This is a genomic window from Pseudomonas sp. H3_E07, assembly GCF_054668895.1.
The window spans coordinates 3,531,933-3,553,024 of record NZ_CP162795.1 but is presented as its reverse complement, the minus strand read 5'-3'; the positions used below and the strand labels follow the sequence as shown (position 1 = coordinate 3,553,024).

At 61.7% G+C, this 21,092-nt stretch carries 20 protein-coding genes and 1 pseudogene; 9 read left to right on the top strand and 12 right to left on the bottom strand.

The genetic code is table 11. The features are described from left to right. Positions 1 to 20: 20 nt before the first annotated feature. Positions 21 to 917, bottom strand: a complete 897-nt coding sequence (yedA, locus tag AB4O08_RS16295; protein ID WP_010206736.1) for a drug/metabolite exporter YedA — start codon at positions 915 to 917, stop codon at positions 21 to 23. 160 nt (positions 918 to 1,077) lie between these two features. Between yedA and AB4O08_RS16290 the strand changes: the two genes are divergently transcribed. Further along, positions 1,078 to 1,539 carry an Lrp/AsnC family transcriptional regulator gene (locus AB4O08_RS16290; protein WP_042570861.1) on the top strand — a complete coding sequence of 154 codons (462 nt, stop codon included), beginning with the start codon at positions 1,078 to 1,080 and terminating at the stop codon, positions 1,537 to 1,539. Between the two features lie 89 nt (positions 1,540 to 1,628). On the opposite strand, the gene AB4O08_RS16285 is transcribed toward AB4O08_RS16290, so the two are convergent. The 4 genes from AB4O08_RS16285 to AB4O08_RS16270 form a co-directional block, all read right to left on the bottom strand. After that, positions 1,629 to 1,865 carry an acyl carrier protein gene (locus tag AB4O08_RS16285; protein ID WP_047543368.1) on the bottom strand — a complete coding sequence of 79 codons (237 nt, stop codon included), beginning with the start codon at positions 1,863 to 1,865 and terminating at the stop codon, positions 1,629 to 1,631. Positions 1,866 to 2,030: 165 nt separating this feature from the next. Next, on the bottom strand, positions 2,031 to 2,642 hold the full coding sequence (locus AB4O08_RS16280; protein ID WP_042571613.1) for a 3'-5' exonuclease: 612 nt from the start codon (positions 2,640 to 2,642) through the stop codon (positions 2,031 to 2,033). Between the two features lie 25 nt (positions 2,643 to 2,667). Further along, positions 2,668 to 3,144, bottom strand: coding sequence for a LabA-like NYN domain-containing protein (locus AB4O08_RS16275; protein WP_010206743.1), 477 nt, complete (start codon positions 3,142 to 3,144; stop codon positions 2,668 to 2,670). Between the two features lie 117 nt (positions 3,145 to 3,261). After that, positions 3,262 to 3,993 carry a DUF2076 domain-containing protein gene (locus AB4O08_RS16270; protein WP_010206744.1) on the bottom strand — a complete coding sequence of 244 codons (732 nt, stop codon included), beginning with the start codon at positions 3,991 to 3,993 and terminating at the stop codon, positions 3,262 to 3,264. 176 nt (positions 3,994 to 4,169) lie between these two features. Here AB4O08_RS16270 and AB4O08_RS16265 point away from each other — a divergent pair, with 176 nt between their 5' ends. Together AB4O08_RS16265 and AB4O08_RS16260 are read left to right on the top strand one after the other, a co-directional pair. Then, a complete protein-coding gene (locus AB4O08_RS16265; protein ID WP_010206746.1) occupies positions 4,170 to 4,829 on the top strand; it encodes a YciC family protein in 660 nt (219 codons plus the stop codon). A gap of 40 nt (positions 4,830 to 4,869) precedes the next feature. Then, positions 4,870 to 5,958 carry an endonuclease/exonuclease/phosphatase family protein gene (locus tag AB4O08_RS16260; protein ID WP_021492960.1) on the top strand — a complete coding sequence of 363 codons (1,089 nt, stop codon included), beginning with the start codon at positions 4,870 to 4,872 and terminating at the stop codon, positions 5,956 to 5,958. A 17-nt stretch (positions 5,959 to 5,975) separates the two neighbouring features. On the opposite strand, the gene AB4O08_RS16255 is transcribed toward AB4O08_RS16260, so the two are convergent. Further along, positions 5,976 to 6,728 carry a hydroxypyruvate isomerase family protein gene (locus AB4O08_RS16255; RefSeq protein ID WP_010206749.1) on the bottom strand — a complete coding sequence of 251 codons (753 nt, stop codon included), beginning with the start codon at positions 6,726 to 6,728 and terminating at the stop codon, positions 5,976 to 5,978. A gap of 189 nt (positions 6,729 to 6,917) precedes the next feature. Between AB4O08_RS16255 and AB4O08_RS16250 the strand changes: the two are divergent. Next, a pseudogene (locus tag AB4O08_RS16250) lies at positions 6,918 to 7,022 on the top strand (GntR family transcriptional regulator); the annotation flags it as partial. Positions 7,023 to 7,141: 119 nt separating this feature from the next. Here the strand turns inward: AB4O08_RS16250 and hrpB are convergent. Continuing rightward, entirely contained in the window at positions 7,142 to 9,652 is a 2,511-nt protein-coding gene (hrpB, locus tag AB4O08_RS16245) for an ATP-dependent helicase HrpB (protein WP_010206750.1), read from the bottom strand. Positions 9,653 to 9,902: 250 nt separating this feature from the next. On the opposite strand from hrpB, the gene AB4O08_RS16240 reads away from it, so the two are divergent. Beyond that, entirely contained in the window at positions 9,903 to 10,322 is a 420-nt protein-coding gene (locus tag AB4O08_RS16240) for a hypothetical protein (protein WP_010206751.1), read from the top strand. A gap of 15 nt (positions 10,323 to 10,337) precedes the next feature. Further along, on the top strand, positions 10,338 to 11,231 hold the full coding sequence (locus AB4O08_RS16235; RefSeq protein ID WP_010206752.1) for a cation diffusion facilitator family transporter: 894 nt from the start codon (positions 10,338 to 10,340) through the stop codon (positions 11,229 to 11,231). Here the strand turns inward: AB4O08_RS16235 and AB4O08_RS16230 are convergent. Then, the gene (locus AB4O08_RS16230; RefSeq protein ID WP_010206753.1) at positions 11,228 to 12,274 is read right to left on the bottom strand and encodes a DUF6515 family protein; all 1,047 of its coding nucleotides are present in this window, start codon (positions 12,272 to 12,274) and stop codon (positions 11,228 to 11,230) included. The genes AB4O08_RS16235 and AB4O08_RS16230 overlap by 4 nt on opposite strands. Before the next feature lie 398 nt (positions 12,275 to 12,672). Here AB4O08_RS16230 and AB4O08_RS16225 point away from each other — a divergent pair, with 398 nt between their 5' ends. Beyond that, positions 12,673 to 13,152, top strand: a complete 480-nt coding sequence (locus tag AB4O08_RS16225) for an Lrp/AsnC family transcriptional regulator (RefSeq protein ID WP_003194418.1) — start codon at positions 12,673 to 12,675, stop codon at positions 13,150 to 13,152. 202 nt (positions 13,153 to 13,354) lie between these two features. Further along, entirely contained in the window at positions 13,355 to 13,564 is a 210-nt protein-coding gene (locus tag AB4O08_RS16220; RefSeq protein ID WP_025858220.1) for a DUF2788 domain-containing protein, read from the top strand. Here AB4O08_RS16220 and AB4O08_RS16215 read toward each other — a convergent pair. From AB4O08_RS16215 to AB4O08_RS16200, 4 genes are all read right to left on the bottom strand, one after another. Next, positions 13,559 to 14,194 (bottom strand): pseudouridine synthase, encoded by a 636-nt coding sequence (locus AB4O08_RS16215; RefSeq protein ID WP_021492963.1) that lies wholly within the window; start codon positions 14,192 to 14,194, stop codon positions 13,559 to 13,561. The two genes, AB4O08_RS16220 and AB4O08_RS16215, sit on opposite strands and share 6 nt — an antisense overlap. Before the next feature lie 71 nt (positions 14,195 to 14,265). Then, complete coding sequence (gene amn / locus AB4O08_RS16210; RefSeq protein ID WP_162098509.1) at positions 14,266 to 15,738, bottom strand: AMP nucleosidase; 1,473 nt, start codon at positions 15,736 to 15,738, stop codon at positions 14,266 to 14,268. 120 nt (positions 15,739 to 15,858) lie between these two features. Continuing rightward, on the bottom strand, positions 15,859 to 17,511 hold the full coding sequence (locus AB4O08_RS16205; RefSeq protein WP_010206761.1) for an acyl-CoA dehydrogenase family protein: 1,653 nt from the start codon (positions 17,509 to 17,511) through the stop codon (positions 15,859 to 15,861). 100 nt (positions 17,512 to 17,611) lie between these two features. Continuing rightward, on the bottom strand, positions 17,612 to 20,002 hold the full coding sequence (locus AB4O08_RS16200) for a hybrid sensor histidine kinase/response regulator (protein ID WP_045791593.1): 2,391 nt from the start codon (positions 20,000 to 20,002) through the stop codon (positions 17,612 to 17,614). 277 nt (positions 20,003 to 20,279) lie between these two features. On the opposite strand from AB4O08_RS16200, the gene AB4O08_RS16195 reads away from it, so the two are divergent. Beyond that, complete coding sequence (locus tag AB4O08_RS16195; protein ID WP_021492965.1) at positions 20,280 to 21,077, top strand: hydroxymethylpyrimidine/phosphomethylpyrimidine kinase; 798 nt, start codon at positions 20,280 to 20,282, stop codon at positions 21,075 to 21,077. The last annotated feature ends 15 nt before the right edge of the window (positions 21,078 to 21,092 follow it).

The following is a 21,092-nucleotide window of genomic DNA, read 5'->3' as shown; positions in this document are numbered from 1 at the left end:
AGGGCGTAATGCGCGGCAGTTTACCTTATTTCCGGCTTCGGCTTGCGCCACTGGGGCAGGCTGATCAACAGCACGGCGCTGATAATCACCAACATGGCCAGGGCTTCTTCCAGACCAATGGTCTCGCCCACGAACACAATCCCCAGCAACACCGCCACCGCCGGGTTCACATAGGCATAGCTGGTCGCGGCCGCCGGGCGGACATGCTTGAGCAGGTACATGTAGGCATTGAAGGCAATGATCGAGCCGAACACGGTCAGATACGCCAGGGCCAGCCAGCCTTCCAGCGGTGGCACAGCCTGCAGGCGTTCACCGGACAGCGCGCTGACCATCAGCAACGCCACACCGGCGACCAGCATTTCCGCAGCACTGGCCATGGCGCCTTGGGGCAACGGCAACTGTCGGCTCCACACCGAACCAAACGCCCAGGATGCCGCCGCCACCAACAGCAACACAGCCCCCATCGGGCTCGATTGCAACGTACTGCCCATGTTGAGCATGGCAATGCCGATGATCCCCAGGATCACCCCAGCCCATTCCAGACGGGTGTTACGCGCGCCCCAGAAATACCCACATAGCAAGGTGAACAACGGCACGGTCGCCACGGCCAACGCCGCCACGCCGGACGATACACCCATGTGTTCCGCCACACTGACCCCACCATTGCCCACGGTGAGCAACAAAAGACCGATCATCCCGGCCGCCTTCCACTGCGGCCAAGTCGGTGCCGGCACCCCGCGCCAGCGCAGGAAGCCGTACATCAATGCCCCCGCCGTGCAGAACCGAATCCCCGCCAGCAACAACGGCGGCCAGTACTCCACACCGATGCGAATCACCAGGTAGGTAGACCCCCAAATCACATACAACGCAAAAAAGGCGGCGATCAACGGTAAGGGAAAGCGACGTGGGCCAGGCATTGGGCGGCTCTATGGCAGGAGATGGGAGGCTTATTCTAAAAAGGCAGGTCGCTAAACATAAGTTACAAAACCTGTTTAAAACGCCAATACACTTTTCAAAGCATGGTTGTGAAGGCTATAAACCGTGCTTTCGAAAGTCACGCGCAACCGGAGCCTTATCATGGACAAATACGACCGCCTGCTCCTCAGCGCCCTGCTCGAAGACGGCCGCGCTTCCTACGCGCAATTGGCCCGCACGGTGAACCTCTCTGCCCCTGCCGTGGCCGAACGCGTGGCGAAGCTGGAGGCCAGTGGCGTGATCACCGGGTATCAGGCCAAGGTGGACCTGTCCAAAGTCGGTTTGCCGATTCAATGCGTGATGGAACTGCGGCTGACTAACCATGGCAGCCAAAAGACCTACGACGCCCTGGCGCAGATCCCTGAGTTGACCGAGTGCCATCGGGTGACGGGTGATCCGTGCGTGATCATGCAGGCGGCAGTGGGGTCTATGCCGGAGTTGGAGAACTTGATCAATCGCGTAGCGAAATTCGGCTTCAGCAAGACCTCGATCATTTTGTCGAGCGCGATAGAGCGGCGGGTACCGTTGGGGCAGTTGGAGGGGATCGGGAAGAGTGGTGGCTGACCCACCGCCATCGCGGGCAAGCCCGGCTCCCACCTTTGAAATGCATTCCAACTGTGGGAGCAGGCTTGCCTGCGATGACGTAAGTTGCATCAATGCACATTTGAGCGTTCAACAATCAAATCGATAATCTGCCTGATCGTGGTGATGTCATCCCAATCTGCCTGAGTGGCTTGCAGCTTGAACTGCCACTTGATCTGCATGACGAAGCAGGTCAAATCGTCATCAATGATCTTGAAGTCATGGATGAAATCCGTTTGCTCTGTCACTTGGCTGCGGTCGATGAAGCCGATGATGTCGACGAATAGCTGAATGACCTTTTCGCTGATCTGCGCAAAGACTGCCCCTCGATGACCGCCGCCTAGCTAATGTGGGAGCGGGCTTGCTCGCGAAAGCGGTGGATCAGTCAATACAGGTGCTGACTGACACTCCGCTTTCGCGAGCAAGCCCGCTCCCACCATTGGATCTTCGGTTGTTTTGGGATTGCGGCGGGTTTAGAACCCGCGATGTTTCTTCAGATGCTCATTGATCTTCGCCGCTGGCACTTTCTGCAAGGTGCACAGCAGGTCGTGGGACAGTTCACGCAAGCCGTGGGTACGCCGCAGTTCCTGGGCCAGGTGGGCCGTGAGGTTGGCCGCCATTTCCGCATCCGCCAGCGCTCGGTGAGCCTGGCCGGTGTGGGGCAGTTGGGCGTAGGCGTTGAGGGTGCCGAGCTTGTGGTTGGGCGCAGCCGGCATGAGGCGGCGGGCAAGCAGCAGAGAGCAGGCGAATTTCTGCAGGCGGGTGCGGCGGATCAGGCTCAGCTCGTAGTCCCAGAACTTCTGGTCGAACGCGGCGTTGTGCGCCATCAGCGGCGTGGTGCCGACGAACTCGTTGACCTCGTTCATTACCCGCTCGGCCGGCGGCGCGCTGCGCAGCATGGCGTTGCTGATGCCGGTGAGTTGTTCGATGAAAGCGGGCACATGCACGCCGGTTTTCATCAGGCTCTGATAGCGGTCCACGATCTGGCCACGCTCAAGGATGACCACCGCGATTTCCGTGGCCCGGCAGTGGCTGCTCGGGGTGATGCCGGTGGTTTCAAAGTCGATGACCGCTATACGTTCCAAACCTGTTCCAACTCCGTGAAAGAATCTATTTAAGCAGCAACGCGCCTTCGATCGGCACATAACGGCTGGCGGCGCGGATCAATGAGTTGGCCGTCAGCCCCGGCACGCCGTAGGCCACGGCTTCGACGCCATGCTTGTGGATAACCCGGTCAAGCAGCATGTCGAAATCACCGTCACCGGAGGCCAGGACGATTTCGTCGACGTGGTCGGCGGCGTCCATGATGTCGAGGGTGATGCCCACGTCCCAGTCGCCCTTGGCCGAGCCGTCGCTGCGCTGGATGTAGGGTTTGAGTTTCACCGTGAAACCCAGGTTGCGCAGGATCTGCTGGAACTGTTGCTGTTTGCTGTCACCACGGTCGATGGCATAAGCGTATGCCTCGACGATCTGCCCGCGCGAGCTGATGTCAGCCCACAGCGCGGCGTAGTTGAAGTGACAACCATAGGCCTGGCGGACGGTGTAATAGAGGTTTTGCACATCGGCGAACACTGCAATTTTTTTCACCGTACTTCCTCATGACAGCCAGGCGCCAGGGCCCGGAAAGGGTGCCAGTATGCCAGCCGCGAGAAGGTTTCCGGGAAAAATCAGACCGGGGCGACGCTCGCCCCGGGCCAAGGTGGGTCAGACGAAGGAATCATCGTCGCCAAAGGAGGAAGAGTCGTCGGAATAATCGCTGTCGGCAAAGCTGTCCGAATTGTTGCCACCCCAGCTGTCATTGCCGGCGTACTTCTGGTCGTCATTGCCCCAGCCGCCTTGATCACTGGCCGGTGCCGGTTGCTCGATGATTTCCTCCACCACCTGCGGTTGCTGGTTGTGATGGAACAGGCTGCTGATGCCTTCGGCCAGCAACACACCACCGGCCACGCCGGCGGCGGTCTTCATCGCGCCGCCAAGAAAACCGCTGCCCACCGGGGCGGCTGGAGCAGGTTGTTGATAGTTCTGCTGCGGCGCAGGCTGGCTGAACCCTGGCCGCGCCGGTTCGCGCCAGCCGCCACCGGAAGACGCCGGCGCGCTTTGGGCCGGTTGCGGATCACGGGAACCGCCACCACCAAAGATGCTCGACAGGAATCCGCCGCTGCTCGCCGGGGCTGGCTGCGCGGACTTGGCCCGTTGCAGCTCGTCCTGCAATTGCTGGATCTGTTGCGCTTGCTGCTTATTCTGCGCGTCGAGGCTCTTGAGCGCATGTTCCTGCACCAGGATCGACTGGGTCATGTAGTACCCGGCCGCCGGTTGGCGCGTCATGTGTTCCTTGATCCGCGCTTCGGCCTGGGCGTCGCGGGGGGCTGAGTCCGTTTCGGCTTGTTGCAACCGTGAAAACAGTCCATCGATCAGGGTTTGCTCTTCGCTGTTCATGGCGACCTCGTTAGATTGCCGGTAAAAATCGTGGTCTCGCCTTTATTCAGGCGCCGACCTAGTTATGGGGATGTTACGAGTTGTTTCAATGGTCTTTACTCAAGGTTTACGTTTGCTTACCTCCGGTAATGATCGGTTAAAGTGTTGCCCTTGCTTTCAGGCCTGCGATGAACTTGATGAATCCGTTAGACGTGCTGCGCGACTCCTTCCGTTTCACCCAACGCAACCTGGGCGCCATCGTCCAGCTGTGTCTGCCATTGGTGATTTTCGAAGCCCTGCTGCAACAGGTGCTCAACCATGTCGTCGGCCCGGATGCGTTTCCCGGCTACAGCGTGGTGGTGGGGTTGCTGGTGTACCCGCTGTACACCGGCGCATTGATCCTGTTTCTGGATGCTCGCACCCGTGGCGAGTCGCCGGGCACTAAAGATGTCTGGGCCATGGCCCTTACTCTGTGGCCGCGCTTTGCCCTGCTGACCGCGATGAGCACGCTGCTGATTCTGCTGGGGCTGTCGCTGTATTTCCTGCCGGGGCTGTGGCTGATGGTGGTGCTGGCATTTGCCGAATACCTGCTGGTGCTGCGTGGCATGCCGGCGTTGGAGGCGATGAAGGAAAGTTTCCGTCTGAGCCGTGGGCATTTCTGGCTGATCCTGGTGTGCCTGCTGTGCGTGATGACGCCACTGTGGTTGCTCAAAGGCGCCAGCGTTGCGGCCTATCCAACGCCTGCGCCGCTGCTGGGGCTGCTACTGGACAGCGCCCACAGCTTTCTGCAGCTGTTTACCAGCGTGGTGCTGTTCCGTTTATTCATGTTGATCGGTGGCGATGCCGACGCGCGGTGATATGCTCCGTGCCACCTCTGAAACGCTATAAGCCGAGCCAATGACCCGTTTATTGCGCATCACCTTGCTGGGCCTGCTGATCATCGCAGGCCTGCTGACCGCCCTGATCTACAGCCTGACCTGGCGCCCCGAGGCGAAGGAAACCCTGCCGGTGAGCTGCGTCGCGCCGCGTGCGCCCACGCTGTTGCCGGGGCAAGCGCTCAAGGTCATGACCTGGAACGTGCAATACCTGGCCGGCAAAAATTATGTGTTCTGGTACGACACCTTCGACGGCAGCGGCCCCGACGACCGCCCCACCGTAGAAGACATGGCCGCCAGCCTCGACGAAGTGGCGCGGGTCATCCGCGACGAACAGCCCGACATCCTGCTGCTGCAGGAGCTCGACGAAAACGCCAAGCCGTCCCACTACCAGGACCAACTGGCCCTGCTGCAAGAGCGCCTGGTCGATCTCTACCCGTGCAGCGCCCAGGCCTTCGACTGGAAAGCCGACTTCGTGCCAAACCTGCACATCTTCGGCAGCGTGGGCCGCAAACTGGCGACCCTCAGCCGTTACCAGATCGAACACGCCGAACGCCTGCAGCTGCCGGCGCCCGAGGCCAACATCCTGAGTCGCCAGTTTCAACCCAAGCCTGCCTTGCTGTTGACCTACCTGCCCCTGAGCGACGGCGGACAACTCGCGGTGCTCAACACTCGCATGGACGGTGATGCCCCTGGCCGCAGCGCGGTGATGGAGCAGGTCCAGACCACGGTCAAATTGCTGGATAAATTTGAAGGCCGTGGCACGCCCTGGCTGATCGGTGGGGACTTCAACCTGCTGCCACTGGGCCAATTCCTGCGCCTGGACGCCACCAAACGCGGGCAATATTCGCCGGACAGCGAGCTGCATCTGCTGTGGGACAAATACCCGATGATCCCGAGCAATAGCCAATCCAGCGGGATCGATCGTGAGAAATGGCTGACGAACTTCCCCAACGACCCGAGCGTGGACGGGCCGGACCGTACGCTGGATTACCTGTTCTACAGCCCGCGGATCAAACGGGTGGAGGCCAAGGTGCGCCAGGAGGATACGTTACGTATTTCCAACCACCTGCCGGTGATCGCCCGCTTCCTGCTGCCTGCCGCACAATAGCCCCTAGGGTTTCAAACCTAGGCCCGCAGCGGCTTAAGCCACTCAAGGCTTTCAACCGTGGTGCCGGATGGGCGGTATTCACAGCCGATCCATCCTCGGTAGCCACGCTGCTCAAGCGCCGCGAACAACGCGGCAAAGTCCATGGTTCCGGTGCCCGGCTCATGACGCCCCGGGTTGTCGGCGATTTGTACATGGACGGTCCTGTCGTAAAACTGCGCCAACACCCCGGCTGCGTCGCCGGTCAAAAGCTGGGCATGGTAAAGATCCAGAATCAGCCCGACACTCGTAAAGGTTTCCAGCACCTGTTGCGCCTTGCTGAAGTCAGACATGTAATAGCCTGGCATCGCCTGCGGGCAGATCACTTCAATAAGCGCGCGCAAACCCTGATCTTCGAGGTACTTGACCGCGTATTCCAGGTTACTTACGTAGGCAGGCGCGCTCTCATCCTGGGGTGTGGTCACGCCAGACATGATGTGCACATCCGAGCAGTTCAGCGCCTTCGCATAGCGGGCCGCCTCGCGCAGCCCATCGCGAAATTCCTGCTCCTTGCCCTGCAAGGCAGCGATGCCTTTGGTAACACCTGCCGGCGCTGCGAACTGAATCAACGGCAGGTTGTATTGAGCCAGGTGATCGGCGAGCAGGCTGGCGTCAAATTCATAGGGCGACGGGAACTCCACCGCCCTGAAACCGGCAGCGGCGGCGGCTTCGATGCGTTGCAGAAAAGGCAATTCGTTGAATTGGAAACCGAGGTGAGCATTGAATTTGAGCATGGGTAACTATCCATCCTGGGAATAAACAAATCATCAGCCTGGAGCCTCATTCGCGGCTCCAGCGCCACGCTATTGAAAGTGGTCAGTGCAAATACTCATGCTCTTCGTATGGTATTTTCCCACTCCAGTGCGGTGGGGGCATCTGCCCCGACGGAAACGGACTGAAGCTAACAATTCGGAATAAAACCTGTGATCAAGAAAGACCTCGCCCTGCAGTTGGCCCCACGCGTCATAGACATGGTTCGCGCCCGTTCGATGAAAGCCGGTGAGCCCTTGCGCGAGCAGACACGCGCATAAGCAATTTGACAGTGCGCTTGAAGCGCTTTAAGCCCTTCAAGACAACCTCCTTGCTCTGATTCAACGCGTTCAGGTAACCCCCCAGTCATCAAAACGACTGGGGGAGTTACTTACATTCAAGGCTTTCTGGGTTTGATTCGGGCCGTCGCTTCGGCCACCAACGGGTCGTCCGGCCAGTAGTGCTTGGGGTAGCGCCCTTTCAAATCCTTCTTCACCTCGGCATAGGTACTGCGCCAGAAGTTCGCCAGGTCCTGCGTGACCTGCACCGGCCGCCGCGCCGGGGACAACAGGTGCAACTTCACGGCCACGCGCCCGCTGGCAATGCGCGGGGTGTCGGCCAGCCCGAACAATTCCTGCAAGCGCACCGCCAGGATCGGCGGCTGTTCGCTGTAGTCCAAACGCACCGATGAGCCCGACGGCACTTTCACATGCTGTGGCGCCAGTTCGTCCAAACGTTGGGGCAGTGGCCAGGGCAGCAGGTTGTGCAGGAAGCTGGAGATATCCAGGTTGGCGAAATGGCTCAGACGCGAGACTTTGCCCAGGTAGGGCATCAGCCAGTGTTCAAGGCTTGCAAGCAACGCCTTGTCACTGAGGTCGGGCCATTCGCTGGTTTTGCCGGCGTCGAGCTGGCGCAACAACATGACCCGAGCCTGCCATTGCCGCAGTTCTGGCGTCCACGGCAGCAGTTCCAGGCCTTTGCGGCGTACCAGGTTGACCAGCGCCTGGCTGCGGGCGGATTCGTCGAGGCCAGTCAGCGGTTCGCGGCTGAGCACCAGTTCGCCGACTTTGCGTTGGCGTTCGGCGCGCAGTACGCCTTCGCGTTCGTCCCAATCGAGTTGGTCGACGTTGCGCACTTGCTCGGCCAGCACCGTGTCGAACAGCGCCGGGTCGAAATCCGCCGCCAAGTAGATACGTTCTTCACGCTGGCCCTGGCGGCTACCCAGGTCGGCGATCACCAGCCAAGCCTGTTTCATCAGGCTGTCAGCCTCCGCGAACAGCGCGGCGCGGCCGTTGGCCAGGCGGTACTCGGCACCGCCGGGGCGACGCTGCTGGGCGACGCGATCCGGGTAGGCCAGTGCCAGCAAGGCACCGAGCCAGCGCGGGTGATCGGGGTCGGCAACGGGTTGTGTGGCCTGGCCTCTTAGGTAGCCTCGGTATTGTCGCGCCAGTTGCTTGGCCCGCTGTACACCGCCTTGAGTGCCGCGTGCACGCTCTTCGCCGGACAACAGCGCCAATCGACTGTGCAAATCCGCACCGCCACCGCGCAAGATGTCGCGCTCTCCCAGCAGGGCCGCCACATCGCATGCCGTCGCCGCCAACCCAAGAGCCTGCCCGCGCAGCAGCAGATGGGCGATACGCGGATGGGCCGGCAACTCGGCCATCTTCTGCCCGTGAGCGGTGAGTTTTTCTTCATCCAACGCACCGAGGCGCCCCAGCAGATCCTGGGCCTGGGCATACGCCGCCGTCGGCGGCACATCCAGCCAGACCAACTGAGTGGGCGTGACGCCCCAGCGCGCCAGTTGCAAAGCCAGGCCGGCCAGGTCGGCGGCGAGGATTTCCGCACTGCCGTAGGCGGCCAGGCCTTCGTGTTGGTCTTCGGACCACAGGCGATAACACACGCCCGGCTCCAGGCGCCCTGCTCGACCGGCGCGCTGGGTGGCGCTGGCGCGGGAAATGCGCTGGGTGTCGAGGCGGGTCATGCCGCTTCCGGGGTCGAAACGCGGCACCCGCGCCAACCCGGCGTCGATCACGACGCGCACGCCGTTGATGGTGAGGCTGGTCTCGGCAATGTTGGTCGCCAGCACGACCTTGCGTTTGCCGACGGGCGCCGGGTCGATGGCGGCGCGTTGAGCGTTGAGGTCCAGTTCGCCATGCAGCGGGCACAACACCACATCCGCGCGCTCGCCGAGGGCGTCAGCCAGTTGCTGGTTGACCCGGCGAATCTCCGCCTGCCCCGGCAGGAACACCAGCACGCTGCCGGTTTCGTCTTGCAGGGCGTCGAGGACAGTCTGCACCACACGCGGTTCGATGAATTCACCGGGTTGGTAGGGGCGGCCCCAGCGCATCTGCACCGGGAACATGCGCCCTTCGCTGCGCAGGATTGGCGCGTTGTCCAGCAGCCCGGCCAGGCGTTCGCCTTCGAGGGTGGCAGACATCAACAGGATTTTCAGCGGTTGATCATCGCGAAAGAGTTCGCGGCCGTTCAGGCTCAAGGCCAGCGCCAGGTCGGCGTCGAGGCTGCGCTCGTGAAACTCATCGAAGATCAGCAGGCCCACGCCGTCCAGCGCCGGATCGTCCTGCAGGCGGCGGGTGAGGATGCCTTCGGTGACCACTTCGATGCGCGTATTGGGGCCGACCTTGCTGTCCAGACGAATGCGATAGCCGACGGTTTCACCGACTTTTTCACCCAACTCGCTGGCCAGACGCTCGGCCGCCGCGCGGGCTGCGAGACGACGGGGTTCGAGCATCAGGATGGTCTGCCCGGCCAGCCAGGGCTCGTTCAACAAGGCCAAGGGCACGCGGGTGGTTTTACCGGCGCCGGGGGGCGCTTCCAGCACGGCTTCATGGCGATTCGCCAAGGCGTCACGCAGTGCGGGTAAAACTTCATCAATCGGCAACGAATTCATACTGGCTCCAAAGCAGAGCGGCGAGTATAACGGCGAACTGCCGGATGCCGACGCTGGTCTGAAAAACACCACCAGCTGCGCCTGGCTACGCGGTCAAAGGTGGGAGCTGGCTTGCCTGCGATACTGACAACTCGGTCTTTCAAATAAGCCGAGGGGGTGCCATCGCAGGCAAGCCAGCCCCCACATTAGAGCGGTGTTGCTCGGCAGTATTGTCATATAGTCCCGTATCAATCGTGTTCAGGAGAATGTTATGCGTATCGCTTCCCGTGTCATTGGCGGTGTCCTCGCCGTCACCCTGCTGAGCCAATTGACGGCCTGCGGTTCGATCTTCTACCCGGACCGCCGTGGCCAGATCGACGGCAAGATCGACCCGACCATTGCCGTGCTCGATGCGGTGGGCCTGCTGTTCTATGTGATCCCCGGCCTGATCGCGTTCGGCGTGGACTTCGCCACTGGCGCTATCTACTTCGAACCGGGCAAGACCGCCCAGGTCGATCCGCAAAAACTCCACGAAGCCATTGGCGCCGACGGCAAGGTCGACAACGCCAAGCTGCAAAGCATCATCCAGAAAGAAACCGGCCGCAGCCTGCCGCTGGACGACCCGCGAATGATCCAGTTCAAGGGCAGCGTACAACAGCTCGCCAGCCTGGGCCTGCAACCCGCCGCCTAAGGATTCGACCCGCCTATGACCAGCAGTCCCGAACACGCCAGGCTCTTGCGCCTGGCCACTCGCGCTTCGGTGGGTGTGGCCTGTGCGTTGATCATCACCAAGTCCATCGCCTGGTGGTTCAGCGGCTCGGTGAGCATGCTCGCCGGGTTGACGGACTCGCTGCTGGACGGCGTGACCTCACTGCTGAACCTGCTCGCGGTGCATTACGCGCTGCGCCCGGCCGATGACGATCACCGTTATGGGCATGGCAAGGCCGAGTCGCTGGCAGGCATGGCACAGGCGCTGTTTATCGGCGGCAGTGCGGTGTTGATCGCGCTCCAGGCCTACGAGCGCTTGCAACACCCGGAACCCGTGGGCGCGCCGTGGTTGAGCATTGGTGTGATCGTGTTTTCCCTGGTGCTGACAGTAGCCTTATTGATGCTGCAGCACCGGGTGATCCGTGAAACCGGCTCCAACGCCGTGCGCGCGGACTCACTGCACTACCGCTCGGACCTGATGCTCAACGGCAGCATCCTGGTGGCGCTGGTGGTGGCAGGTTTTGGCTACCATCAGGTGGACGCTTGGTTCGGCCTGGGGATTGCCGCCTACATCTTGTGGAGCGCGATCCAGATCGCCCGGGAAAGCTTCGCGGTGTTGATGGATGAGGAACTGCCGCCGGACGTCAGCCAGCACATGCTGGAACTGGCCCGCGGCGTACCGGGCGTATTGGGTGCGCATGATTTGCGCACGCGGATTTCCGGCAGCCATTGGTTTGTGCAGCTGCACCTGGAATTGCCGGGGGAATTGACGCTGTCAGTGGCCCATGGCATCAGCGACCAGGCCGCCGATGCCATTCACAAGGCTTACCCGCGTGCCGAAGTGCTGGTGCACGCCGACCCGCGGGAAGTGGTCACGGGCAATAAAACCTAGTACTGCACCTGATAACCACGGCTGCTCAGGCAGTTGCCCTGGGCCTGGCGGTAGGTTTGTACCACCGCCGGGTCGGGGGCGTAGGTGACTTGCTGCGGGTCGAAGCCGCTCTGCTGAACGGCCCAGCGATAACAGTCATAACCGTCCTGTTGTACCTGCGCCGGTGACTGGCCGTTGGCCGGATACGCCACCACGTCATAGCCATTGCCTTGCGGCGCGGGCGGCGGTGCAGGCACGGCAACTGGCGGTTGCACCACCACATACTGCTGGGAGCTGCTTTCGTAGGTGTAATAGGCGCCAGCGGCGAGGAAGAACAGCGCGCCGCCCACCCACACTTCACGGGCGTAGTCCGGCAGGTAATGCACGCGGATGCCGTAAGGCGGCGTCACCACCACATAGCGCGGGCCTTGTGGACGGTACCAATAGCCGCCGGAGTAGAAGTAATCCTGGCCACGGTAAGGCACGCGGTAATTGCGGTCGGGGAAGCGGTCGATCACATAGCCGGGGCGATGTTGCGGGCCTGGGCCCCAGCCGTTGCCATGGCCGTCGGGACGACCGGGCCAGCGGTTGTCGCCGGGACGCGAGCCCGGGCCGCCGGCTTCCCAGTGCGGGTTGCCGTCATTGCGTCGAGGGATGTCGCGGTAGTAGCCCTGGCGCGGTTCCTGGGTCTGGCGCACGGTGTCGGGGCGACTCTGGATCGGCAGGTTATTCGAGGGTTGTGGTTGTGGCTGCGGCCGCCCCTGCTCGTTACCTTGGGGGTGCCCCTGCCATTGGCCGCCACTGTTCTGGCCACCTCGATCAAAATGCTGATTCTGCGGGCGTGGCTGATTGTTTTCCGGCCGAGGCTGGTTGTTCTGTGGACGCGAGGGGTTATTCTGCGGCCGCGGCTGTTCATTCCCCCCTGGCCGTCCGCCCTCCGGCCCTCTTTCGTGCTGTCCACCGCCGTCACCGCGCGGCCCGTTGTCACGCTCCTCGGCCACTGCCTGGGCGCCAACGGTGACCATCAGCAAACCTACACCTGCCATACGCCAGATGCGCTTCATGCTATTCCTCACTGCGGATTAGGGCCTGTCCATGAGACTGGAAAAGCCAGGCCCGGTTCGCGGACAGGTTATCAGCAGGCAAAAGAAAAGGGGTGACCCGTCGGCCACCCCTTGAGAATTTCGTCCTGGCTCAACGCTTTTGGCGTTGGCTCACCTCACGCCGTCTTGTGGACAGTGTGCAGCCTGGAGGCCGGCTCAACCCTGCTGGGGTGGCGGCCGCAGCGGACCTGATTGGGCTCGCTGCAAGTGGACTGTTGTCCAGGCGGTGATTCTGTTGATAAAGATACCCGTCAGCGCCCGGCAGATGATTGCGAAGATTGCGTCAATAAACAGTGCTTGCGCAATTTTTAACCCTTCATGGATAATTCGCCGCAATAGTTACGACAAAGGCTAACCCAATGAGCAAGCTTGACCGATACGACCTGAGTATTTTGGCGGAATTGCAACGTGATGCGAGGATCTCCAACCAGGAGTTGGCCGAACGCATCGGCTTGTCGCCGTCGCCGTGCTCGCGCCGGGTCAAGCAGTTGGAAGACGATGGCTACATCGCTCGCCAGGTCGCGTTACTCGACCGCAAGATGCTCGGCCTAAGCCTCACCGCCTATGTGCTGATCGGCATGGACCGCCACACCCCGGAGCGTTTCGAGAACTTTGAAGCGGCGATCCGCACCCTGCCCCAAGTGCTGGAATGCAGTTTGGTCACCGGGATGGACGCGGACTATCAGTTGAAAGTGGTGGTGCCGGACATGGATCACTACCAGAAGTTGCTGCTGGGGCATCTGACCCGCATTGAAGGTGTGACCAGTGTGCGGTCAAGCTTTGTGCTGAACCAGGTGCTTAACAGCACCGAATTGCCGCTGACGCACCTGCGCACCTGATTTCAAGAACACTGTAGATCCCCTGTGGGAGCGGGCTTGCTCGCGAATGCGGTCTGTCAGTTGATGAATAGGTGACTGACCCACCGCATTCGCGAGCAAACCCACTCTCACAGTTGGACGCACTTCGATCCAGGTCAATGTTGCGTCTGTAACGCTGCCGTATACTGCTCGCCTGCCCTGCTGGAACGCCCTAATGAACAACATCGACCCCGCCCTGTTTGAAGAATGGATGATGACCGGTCTGGTCACCCTGCTGATCATTTTCATGGGCTTTATCGTCTGGGACCTGGCGAAGAAGTCCAAGGCCGGGCGCTTTGGCTCTTTCATCCTGTTCTTCGTCTTGGGCCTGGGCGTGGCCGCGTTCATCATCAAGAGCGTGGTGATCGGCCTGATCGAGTCCGGCGCCTTATAAGCGCGCCGGCACTTCCTTCCACTGGCCTTGATCCAGGCCGTCGATCGTCCAATCGCCAATGCGCACGCGCACCAGACGCAAGGTGGGCAACCCCACGGCGGCGGTCATGCGCCGTACCTGGCGGTTACGTCCCTCGCGAATCACCAATTCAAGCCAATAAGTCGGTATGTTTTTGCGAAAGCGCACAGGTGGGTTGCGCGGCCATAACTGGGGCTCATCCAACTGCCGCGCTTGGGCAGGCAACGTCTTGCCGTCATTCAACTCGACACCATCGCGCAGGCGTTGCAGTTGCTCTTCCGTCGGTTCGCCTTCCACCTGCACCCAGTAGGTTTTCGCCAGCTTGTGCTTGGGGTCGGCAATGCGCGCCTGCAACTGGCCATCGTTGGTCAGCAGCAACAGACCTTCGCTGTCACGGTCCAGGCGGCCCGCCGGATAGATGCCGGGGATGGCGATGAAATCCTTGAGGGTCGCACGCCCGCCTTCGTCGCTGAACTGGGTCAGCACGTCAAAGGGTTTATTGAACAGGATCAATTTCGGCTCGGCCGGTGGCGCCTTGGCGACACGCCGCGTTGCGGAATACGGAGGTTTCACGCCGGGGCGGCGAGAATCGGGACGGGTGGGACGCGACATGGCAAAGGAACATCTAACGGTCAGGACCGACAATGCTAGTGGCCTGACCGTTAAATGACCATCCCAACCGCTTAGCGGAATGGCGGCTCGTCGAAGCTGCGCAGTTTGCGCGAGTGCAGCGAGTTGAGTTCGGTGCGCAGCAAATCCACCGCCTCGATGCCGATCTTCAAGTGCTGGCTCACCGCGCGCTCATAGAAGGCGTTGGCTGAACCTGGCAGCTTGATTTCGCTGTGCAGCGGCTTGTCCGATACGCACAGCAAAGTGCCGTATGGCACCCGCAGGCGATAACCCTGGGCGGCGATGGTGCCACTTTCCATGTCCACGGCCACGGCGCGGGACAGGTTGATCAGCGGCCGTTCCTGAGCCCAGCGCAGTTCCCAGTTGCGGTCGTCGTAGGTCAGCACGGTGCCCGTGCGCAGGCGTTTTTTCAGCTCTTCACCCTTTTCGCCGGTGACGTTGGCCGCCGCTTGCTGCAAGGCCATCTGTACTTCGGCCAGGGCCGGGATCGGGATGTTCGGCGGCACTACGCGGTCGAGAATCCCGTCGCGGCGCATGTAAGCGTGGGCCAGCACGTAATCGCCAATGGTCTGGGATTGGCGCAAGCCGCCGCAGTGGCCGATCATCAGCCAGCAATGTGGGCGCAGCACAGCCAGGTGGTCGGTGATGTTCTTCGCGTTGGAAGGGCCAACGCCAATGTTCACCAGGGTCACGCCGTGGCCGTCGGCCGCCTGCAGGTGGTAGGCCGGCATCTGGTAGCGGTGCCACACCACGCCTGCGGCAATGGCGGAGGCTTCGCCGTGGTCCATGCTCTTGTCGATCACCACGTTGCCCGGCAACACCATGCGGATAAAACGCGGATCGCTGCGCAGTTGCTCCAGACCATGCAGGATGAACTGGTCGACATAACGGTGGTAGTTGGTCAGCAGGATCCACGGCTGCACATGGCGCCAGTCGCTGCCGGTGTAGTGCACCAGGCGGCGCAGGGAAAAGTCCACGCGTGCCGCATCGAACAGCGCCAGAGGGAGCGGATCGGTGTTTTCCCAGTCATACAGGCCATCGGCGATGCCATCGGTGGCGGCCGACAGGTCGGTGCTCGGGAACACGCGAGCCAGGGTGGCCGCGGTCACGCCGGAGCCAGCCAGTTCATCGCCCTGCTCCACCACGTAGGGATACGGGATATTCTGCTGGCTGACACCGACTTCCACCGTCACGGTGAAGTCGTGCATCAGCGGCACCAGTTGCTCCAGCAGGTATTTACGGAACGCCGCAGGATGGGTGACGGTAACGCTGTAGGTCCCCGGCAGCTGAACCTTGGCATACGCCCGGGTGGTCTGTGGGACTTCGCCGTGGCAGTGGTAGGTCAGGCGCAGTTCCGGATAGCGAAACAGCGCACGTTGTTCGGCGTCGGGCTCGACGCGGTCCTTGAGGTATTGCTTGAGGGCCTGATTGAGCGCACCGGTGGCACGCTCATGCAGGGCCGCCAGCCGATCCACGGCTTCTTCGGCGGTTTGAACGACAACAAAAGCTTCGGTCACGGTAAGCATCCTGTGTTCTGACGTGCAGGCCTTTATCTTGCCCTTATCTCAGCTGGAATGCGATCAATGTGGGAGTCGGGCTTGCCCGCGAGGGCGGTGGGTCAGCTCCCACATTTGGACCGTGCTCGGTCAGAGGGATTGCGGGGTTGAGCGAGCCACAATGGCCTCCACCGCCACACCGCGCGGCAAGGTGCCATACACCCGACCGGACGATTCGCCCAATCGACTGGCGATAAACCCATCGCTGACTGCCGCATTGCCGGCTTCCAGTAACAGCTTGGCCTGCAACGCCACTGCGATATCTTCGGTGAGTTGCCGAGCGCGGTACTGGATATCCTGGGTGTCCATGAACGCCGTTTTCAGCTGCTCGATATGCCGCGCCAGCAACCGGTCGCCATGCCCATCACCCAACTCGACAAACAACGCTTCCAGTACGCCGGGTTCTTTCGACAATGCGCGCAGCACGTCCAGGCATTGCACGTTGCCGGAACCTTCCCACGTCGAATTCACCGGTGCCTCACGGTACAGGCGCGGCAGGATGCTGTCCTCGACATACCCGGCACCGCCCATGCACTCGGCGGCTTCGTTGATCATGGCCGGGGCACGCTTGCAGATCCAATACTTGCCCACCGCCGTCACCAGCCGGGCGAACTTGGCTTCCTGCTCATCCCCCAAATGGTCCAGCGCCCGGCCCATGCGCAGGCTCAAGGCCAGAGCGGACTCGCTTTCCAGCGCCAGGTCCGCCAACACATTTTGCATCAAGGGCTGTTCGCTGAGTACACGGCCGCCCACCGAACGATGGGCACAATGATGGCTGGCCTGGGTCAGCGCCTGGCGCATCAACGCGCTGGAGCCGACCATGCAATCGAAGCGGGTCATGGCGACCATCTCGATGATGGTCGGCACGCCACGACCTTCTTCGCCAATCATCCAGGCCAGGGCACCACGGAACTCCACCTCGCTGGAGGCGTTGGAGCAGTTGCCGAGCTTGTTTTTCAGGCGCTGGATGTAGAACTCGTTGCGCGTGTCATCTGGGCGGTGCCGGGGCAGCAGGAAACAGCTCAGGCCCTTGTCGGTTTGCGCCAGCGTCAGGAAGGCATCGCACATCGGTGCCGAGCAGAACCACTTGTGGCCCACCAGTTCATAGGCTTGCCCCGGCCCACCGGCGCCCACGGGGTAAGCGCGGGTGGTGTTGGCGCGCACGTCGGTGCCGCCCTGCTTCTCGGTCATGGCCATGCCGAGCGTGGCGCCAGCCTTGTGGGCGATGCCGACATTGCGCGGGTCGTATTGGGTAGTGAGGATTTTCGGCAGCCAGGTCTCGGCCAGGTCAGGTTGCAGGCGCAGGGCCGGTACGCAGGCGAACGTCATGGTCAGCGGGCAGCCGGTGCCGGCTTCGGCCTGGCTGTGCAGGTAGGTCATGGCGGCGCGGGCCACATGGGCGCCGGACTGCGGATGCGCCCAAGGCAGCGAAGGCAAACCGTGTTCGACGGCCGTGCGCATCAATTCGTGGTAAGCCGGGTGAAACTCCACCAGGTCGATGCGATGACCATAACGATCATGGCTGCTGAACACCGGTTTGTTTTGATTCGCCAGGAACCCGGCTTCCATCAGCGGCCCGCCGGCCAGCGCACCATAGGCATCGATGCGCGCTTGCGCCCAGCCGGCACCAAAGCGGCGCGACCATTCCTGCAGGGGCACATCGATACGGTACAGGTTGGTGCCGTCCAGGGACGGTGGCTGGTTGGTGACGTCGTGGGTTTCGGCAAACTGATGCAGGTTCATGACGGGCCTCCTGGAAAAAGGCCCATTTCGATCGAAGCTCGCTCCTGCACGGTGCCCGTCGATTGAGGCCGGTTTTTTCAGTTAAGCACTGCTACGACGCTTAAAAAAGTGGCATACCCGCCGAATACGCGGCGCTTTCACCCTCTGCCGGACACAACAACCGACGCTCCAACACCGCCTGCAAGGCCTCGAAACGCACAGGTTTGACCAGATGCTCAGAGACGCCGATGCCATGACAGCGCTCTCGCTCCGACACATTCAGCGACGTACTCAGGGCGATTACCGGCAACTCGCCGCAGCCCGGCAGTGCACGGATCTGACAGCACAACGAAAAACCCCCTTCGGGAATATCCAACAGTACGGCGTCGAAATCCCCCGCTTGCAAAGCCGCCAACGCGTTCGGGCCCGTGTCCACGGTTTTTACCCGGTAACCGAGCTTGAGCAGCATGCCGCGCACGACCAATTGGCCGACGCTGTTGTCATCCACCAACAACACCGAACACTCCTGCGGCGCGCGTTGCCGATCCGGCGCTGGCTTGGAGTCTGACGCTACCGGGCTGACTTCCAGTTCCAGCTGGAAGCGACTGCCTTTGCGCGGCTCGGAATGATGGGTGAGACGCCCGCCCAGCAACTCGATCAGTTGCCGACAGATCGCCAAGCCGATACCCAGGCCGCCATACTCGCGGGTGGTGGAGCCATCCAGCTGGAAGAAACGCTGGTACAGGGTCGCCTCGTCGAGGAAAGCAAAGCCGATACCGGTGTCGGTGACGATAAAGCTCAAACGCAGACCGCCGTCACTCTGGGGCACACCCACCACACGCAGGCGCACCGAGCCTTCGTGGGTAAATTTGAAGGCGTTGTCCAGCAGGCAATCCAGGCTCTGCAGCAGTTTGTCGGCGTCACCCAGTACGCGGTCCGGCAACTCGTCCGCCACGTCGATGGAAAACGCCAGGCCTTTACTCTGGGCGTTGGCGGTGAATTGCTGGCGCAAGGTGTCGAGCGTACCGCGCAGGCTGAATACCTGGGGCTGGGCACTCAGGCGACCAGCCTGCAGCTCGGTGAGGGTGAGGATGCCGTTGACCATGCGCATCATGTCCCGCGCCGAACCGGCGGCGGTTTGATGGTATTGCGCCAGGTCCGCATCCAGGGGCACGGTCTGCATCAGTTCGAGGGAGCCGATCACGCCGTTCATGGGCGTTCGCAGTTCGTGGGTCAGGGTGGCGAGGAATTCATCCTTGAGCCGATTACTGCGGGCCAACTGCTGGTTGAGCACTTCGAGTTTCTGGCTGGCATCGAAGAGGATCTGCGCCTGTTGCTCGCGCATGGAATTGATGCGATCGGCCAGAGCCAGGGACAGCAACGCCACTTCAATCGCCGAGCCGATCTGGCTGGCGTACATGGTCAGGAATACGTTGGGCAAGTAACCCAGCACCATCAACGTATTCACCACCCCGCCCAACAGGAACGCCGACCAGGCGATGATGAAATAGCGCGCCACCCGCTGCCCGCAGTACCAGGCCTTAATGGCGGCGACGAAGATGGTCACGGTAAACACCAGCGCCAAGCCGGTAGCCAGGCGCAGCGCCAGGGCGTAGCTGGTCATCAATGACAACAGCATCACCACACCGCCACAGGCCACCAGCGCCAGCAGCAGCCGGTTGATCCAGCGACTGTGCTGGGCCGTGTGCAAAAAGCTGCGCGCAAACAGGCTGCCAAACAACGCCGCCGAGCCAATCAGAAACGGCGTCGCGGCATTCGCCCACCAGGGGTTGTTCGGCCAGAAATACTCCACCGCCGCGCCGTTGACCGACAGCTGATACATGCCAAACGAGGCGATATAGAAGATGTAATAGAGGTAGCTGGTGTCGCGCACGCTGAGGTAGATGAACAAGTTGTAGACCAGCATCCCCAGCAGCACGCCATAGATCAGGCCCAGCACATACAGGCGCAGCGGCTGTTGCTCCAGGTAGGCGGTGCTGGACCAGAGCGTCAACGGCGCCTGGATCGAGCCTTCGCTTTGCAGGCGCAGGTAGACGGTCTTGGCCTGGCCCGGCGCGAAGTCGACCTTGAACAGGTAGTTGTTCTGGCGGATCTCACGCGCGGAAAACGGCAGCGCATCGCCCGTGCGCCCCGCCAGGCGATAGGTGCCGCTGCTGTCCGGCAAGTACAGGTCAAGATGGTCGAGCGGCGGGTAGGCCAGCTCCAGCAACCAGGTGCGCTGCGCTTCGGCCTGAGTCGGCAGGTAGTGCAAATTGACCTTGAGCCAGAACACCGAGCGCGAGTAGCCGGCATTCAGGGTGTCTTTATCGTGGGGTTTGAACTGCGGGGTGGCGGAAGGCGCACTGACGTCCGCGATGGTGAGGGCATCGGTCGGGTCTTCGAGCACTTGAATGGCTCGGCCCAACGGCAGGCTTCGCGTGTCCTGGTTGAACTCGATGGCGTTGGCGAACAGCGGCAGCCCGCTCAACAAAAAAATCAGCAAATAGCGCATAGAGCCCCAGCGTGGCCTGTCCGGTCATGTCAAAAAAGCCCCCCATTCCTTTTGAGAAGACGTACACCGGCAATACAGTCAGTAGTTTGGATCCACTCTAGCATAGCTGCCAAAGGCCACTAGACACCATTGAAATAATTTTTTGAAAGGCTCTAGATCGATGCTTTCAGCGATTTTTGTCGTCTAAAAAACCGCCAAAAAAGCGTCACTGCAGTGACAAAATTCAGCCATCGCCAGACGGCCCCGCCAAAAGCGTTTGGTGGTAAGCTCGCGCACCATGAATATCTACAGCTCTCGTCCCGTTGTCCTCTGTCTCTCCGGCCATGACCCCAGTGGTGGCGCCGGCTTGCAGGCAGATATCGAAGCCCTGCTCGCCCAGGGCTGCCATGCGGCTCCGACCGTTACCGCCTTGACCGTGCAAAACACCGTCAACGTCAGTGATTTCCGCGTGCTCGACCGCGAGTGGGTACTGGCCCAGGCGAATGCTGTACTCGGCGATTCCGAGGTGGCGGCGGTCAAGCTGGGCATGCTCGGTTCCACCGCGATGGTCGACACCGTGGTCGAACTGCTGCAGGCGCATCCGCACCTGCCCGTGGTGTGCGACCCGGTGCTGCGCGCCGGCGGCGGCGGCAGCCTGGGCAAGGACGACGTCGGTTATGCGATGCGTGAGCGGTTGCTGCCGCTGTCGCTGATCGCCACGCCGAACCTGCCGGAAGCGCGCATCCTTGCGGAGCTGCCTGAAGGCACGGCGGACGAATGCGCCGAGAAGCTGCTGCCGTACATCAAGCACCTGCTGATCACCGGCGGCCATGGCGACGAGCACGAAGTGCACAACCGCCTCTACAGCCGCGATGGCACGCGCCAGACCTTTACCTGCCAGCGCCTGCCCGGCAGCTATCACGGTTCGGGCTGTACGTTGGCCAGCGCGTTGTCCGGTCGGATTGCCCAGGGCGAAGGCTTAGTCAGCGCCGTGCAATCGGCCCTCAACTACACTTGGCGCACCCTGCGTGATGCCGAACAACTTGGCCAGGGCCAGTTTGTACCACGCCGGTTGCCGCTGGATTTCTGCTCGTAAGACTAAGAGGCCTGC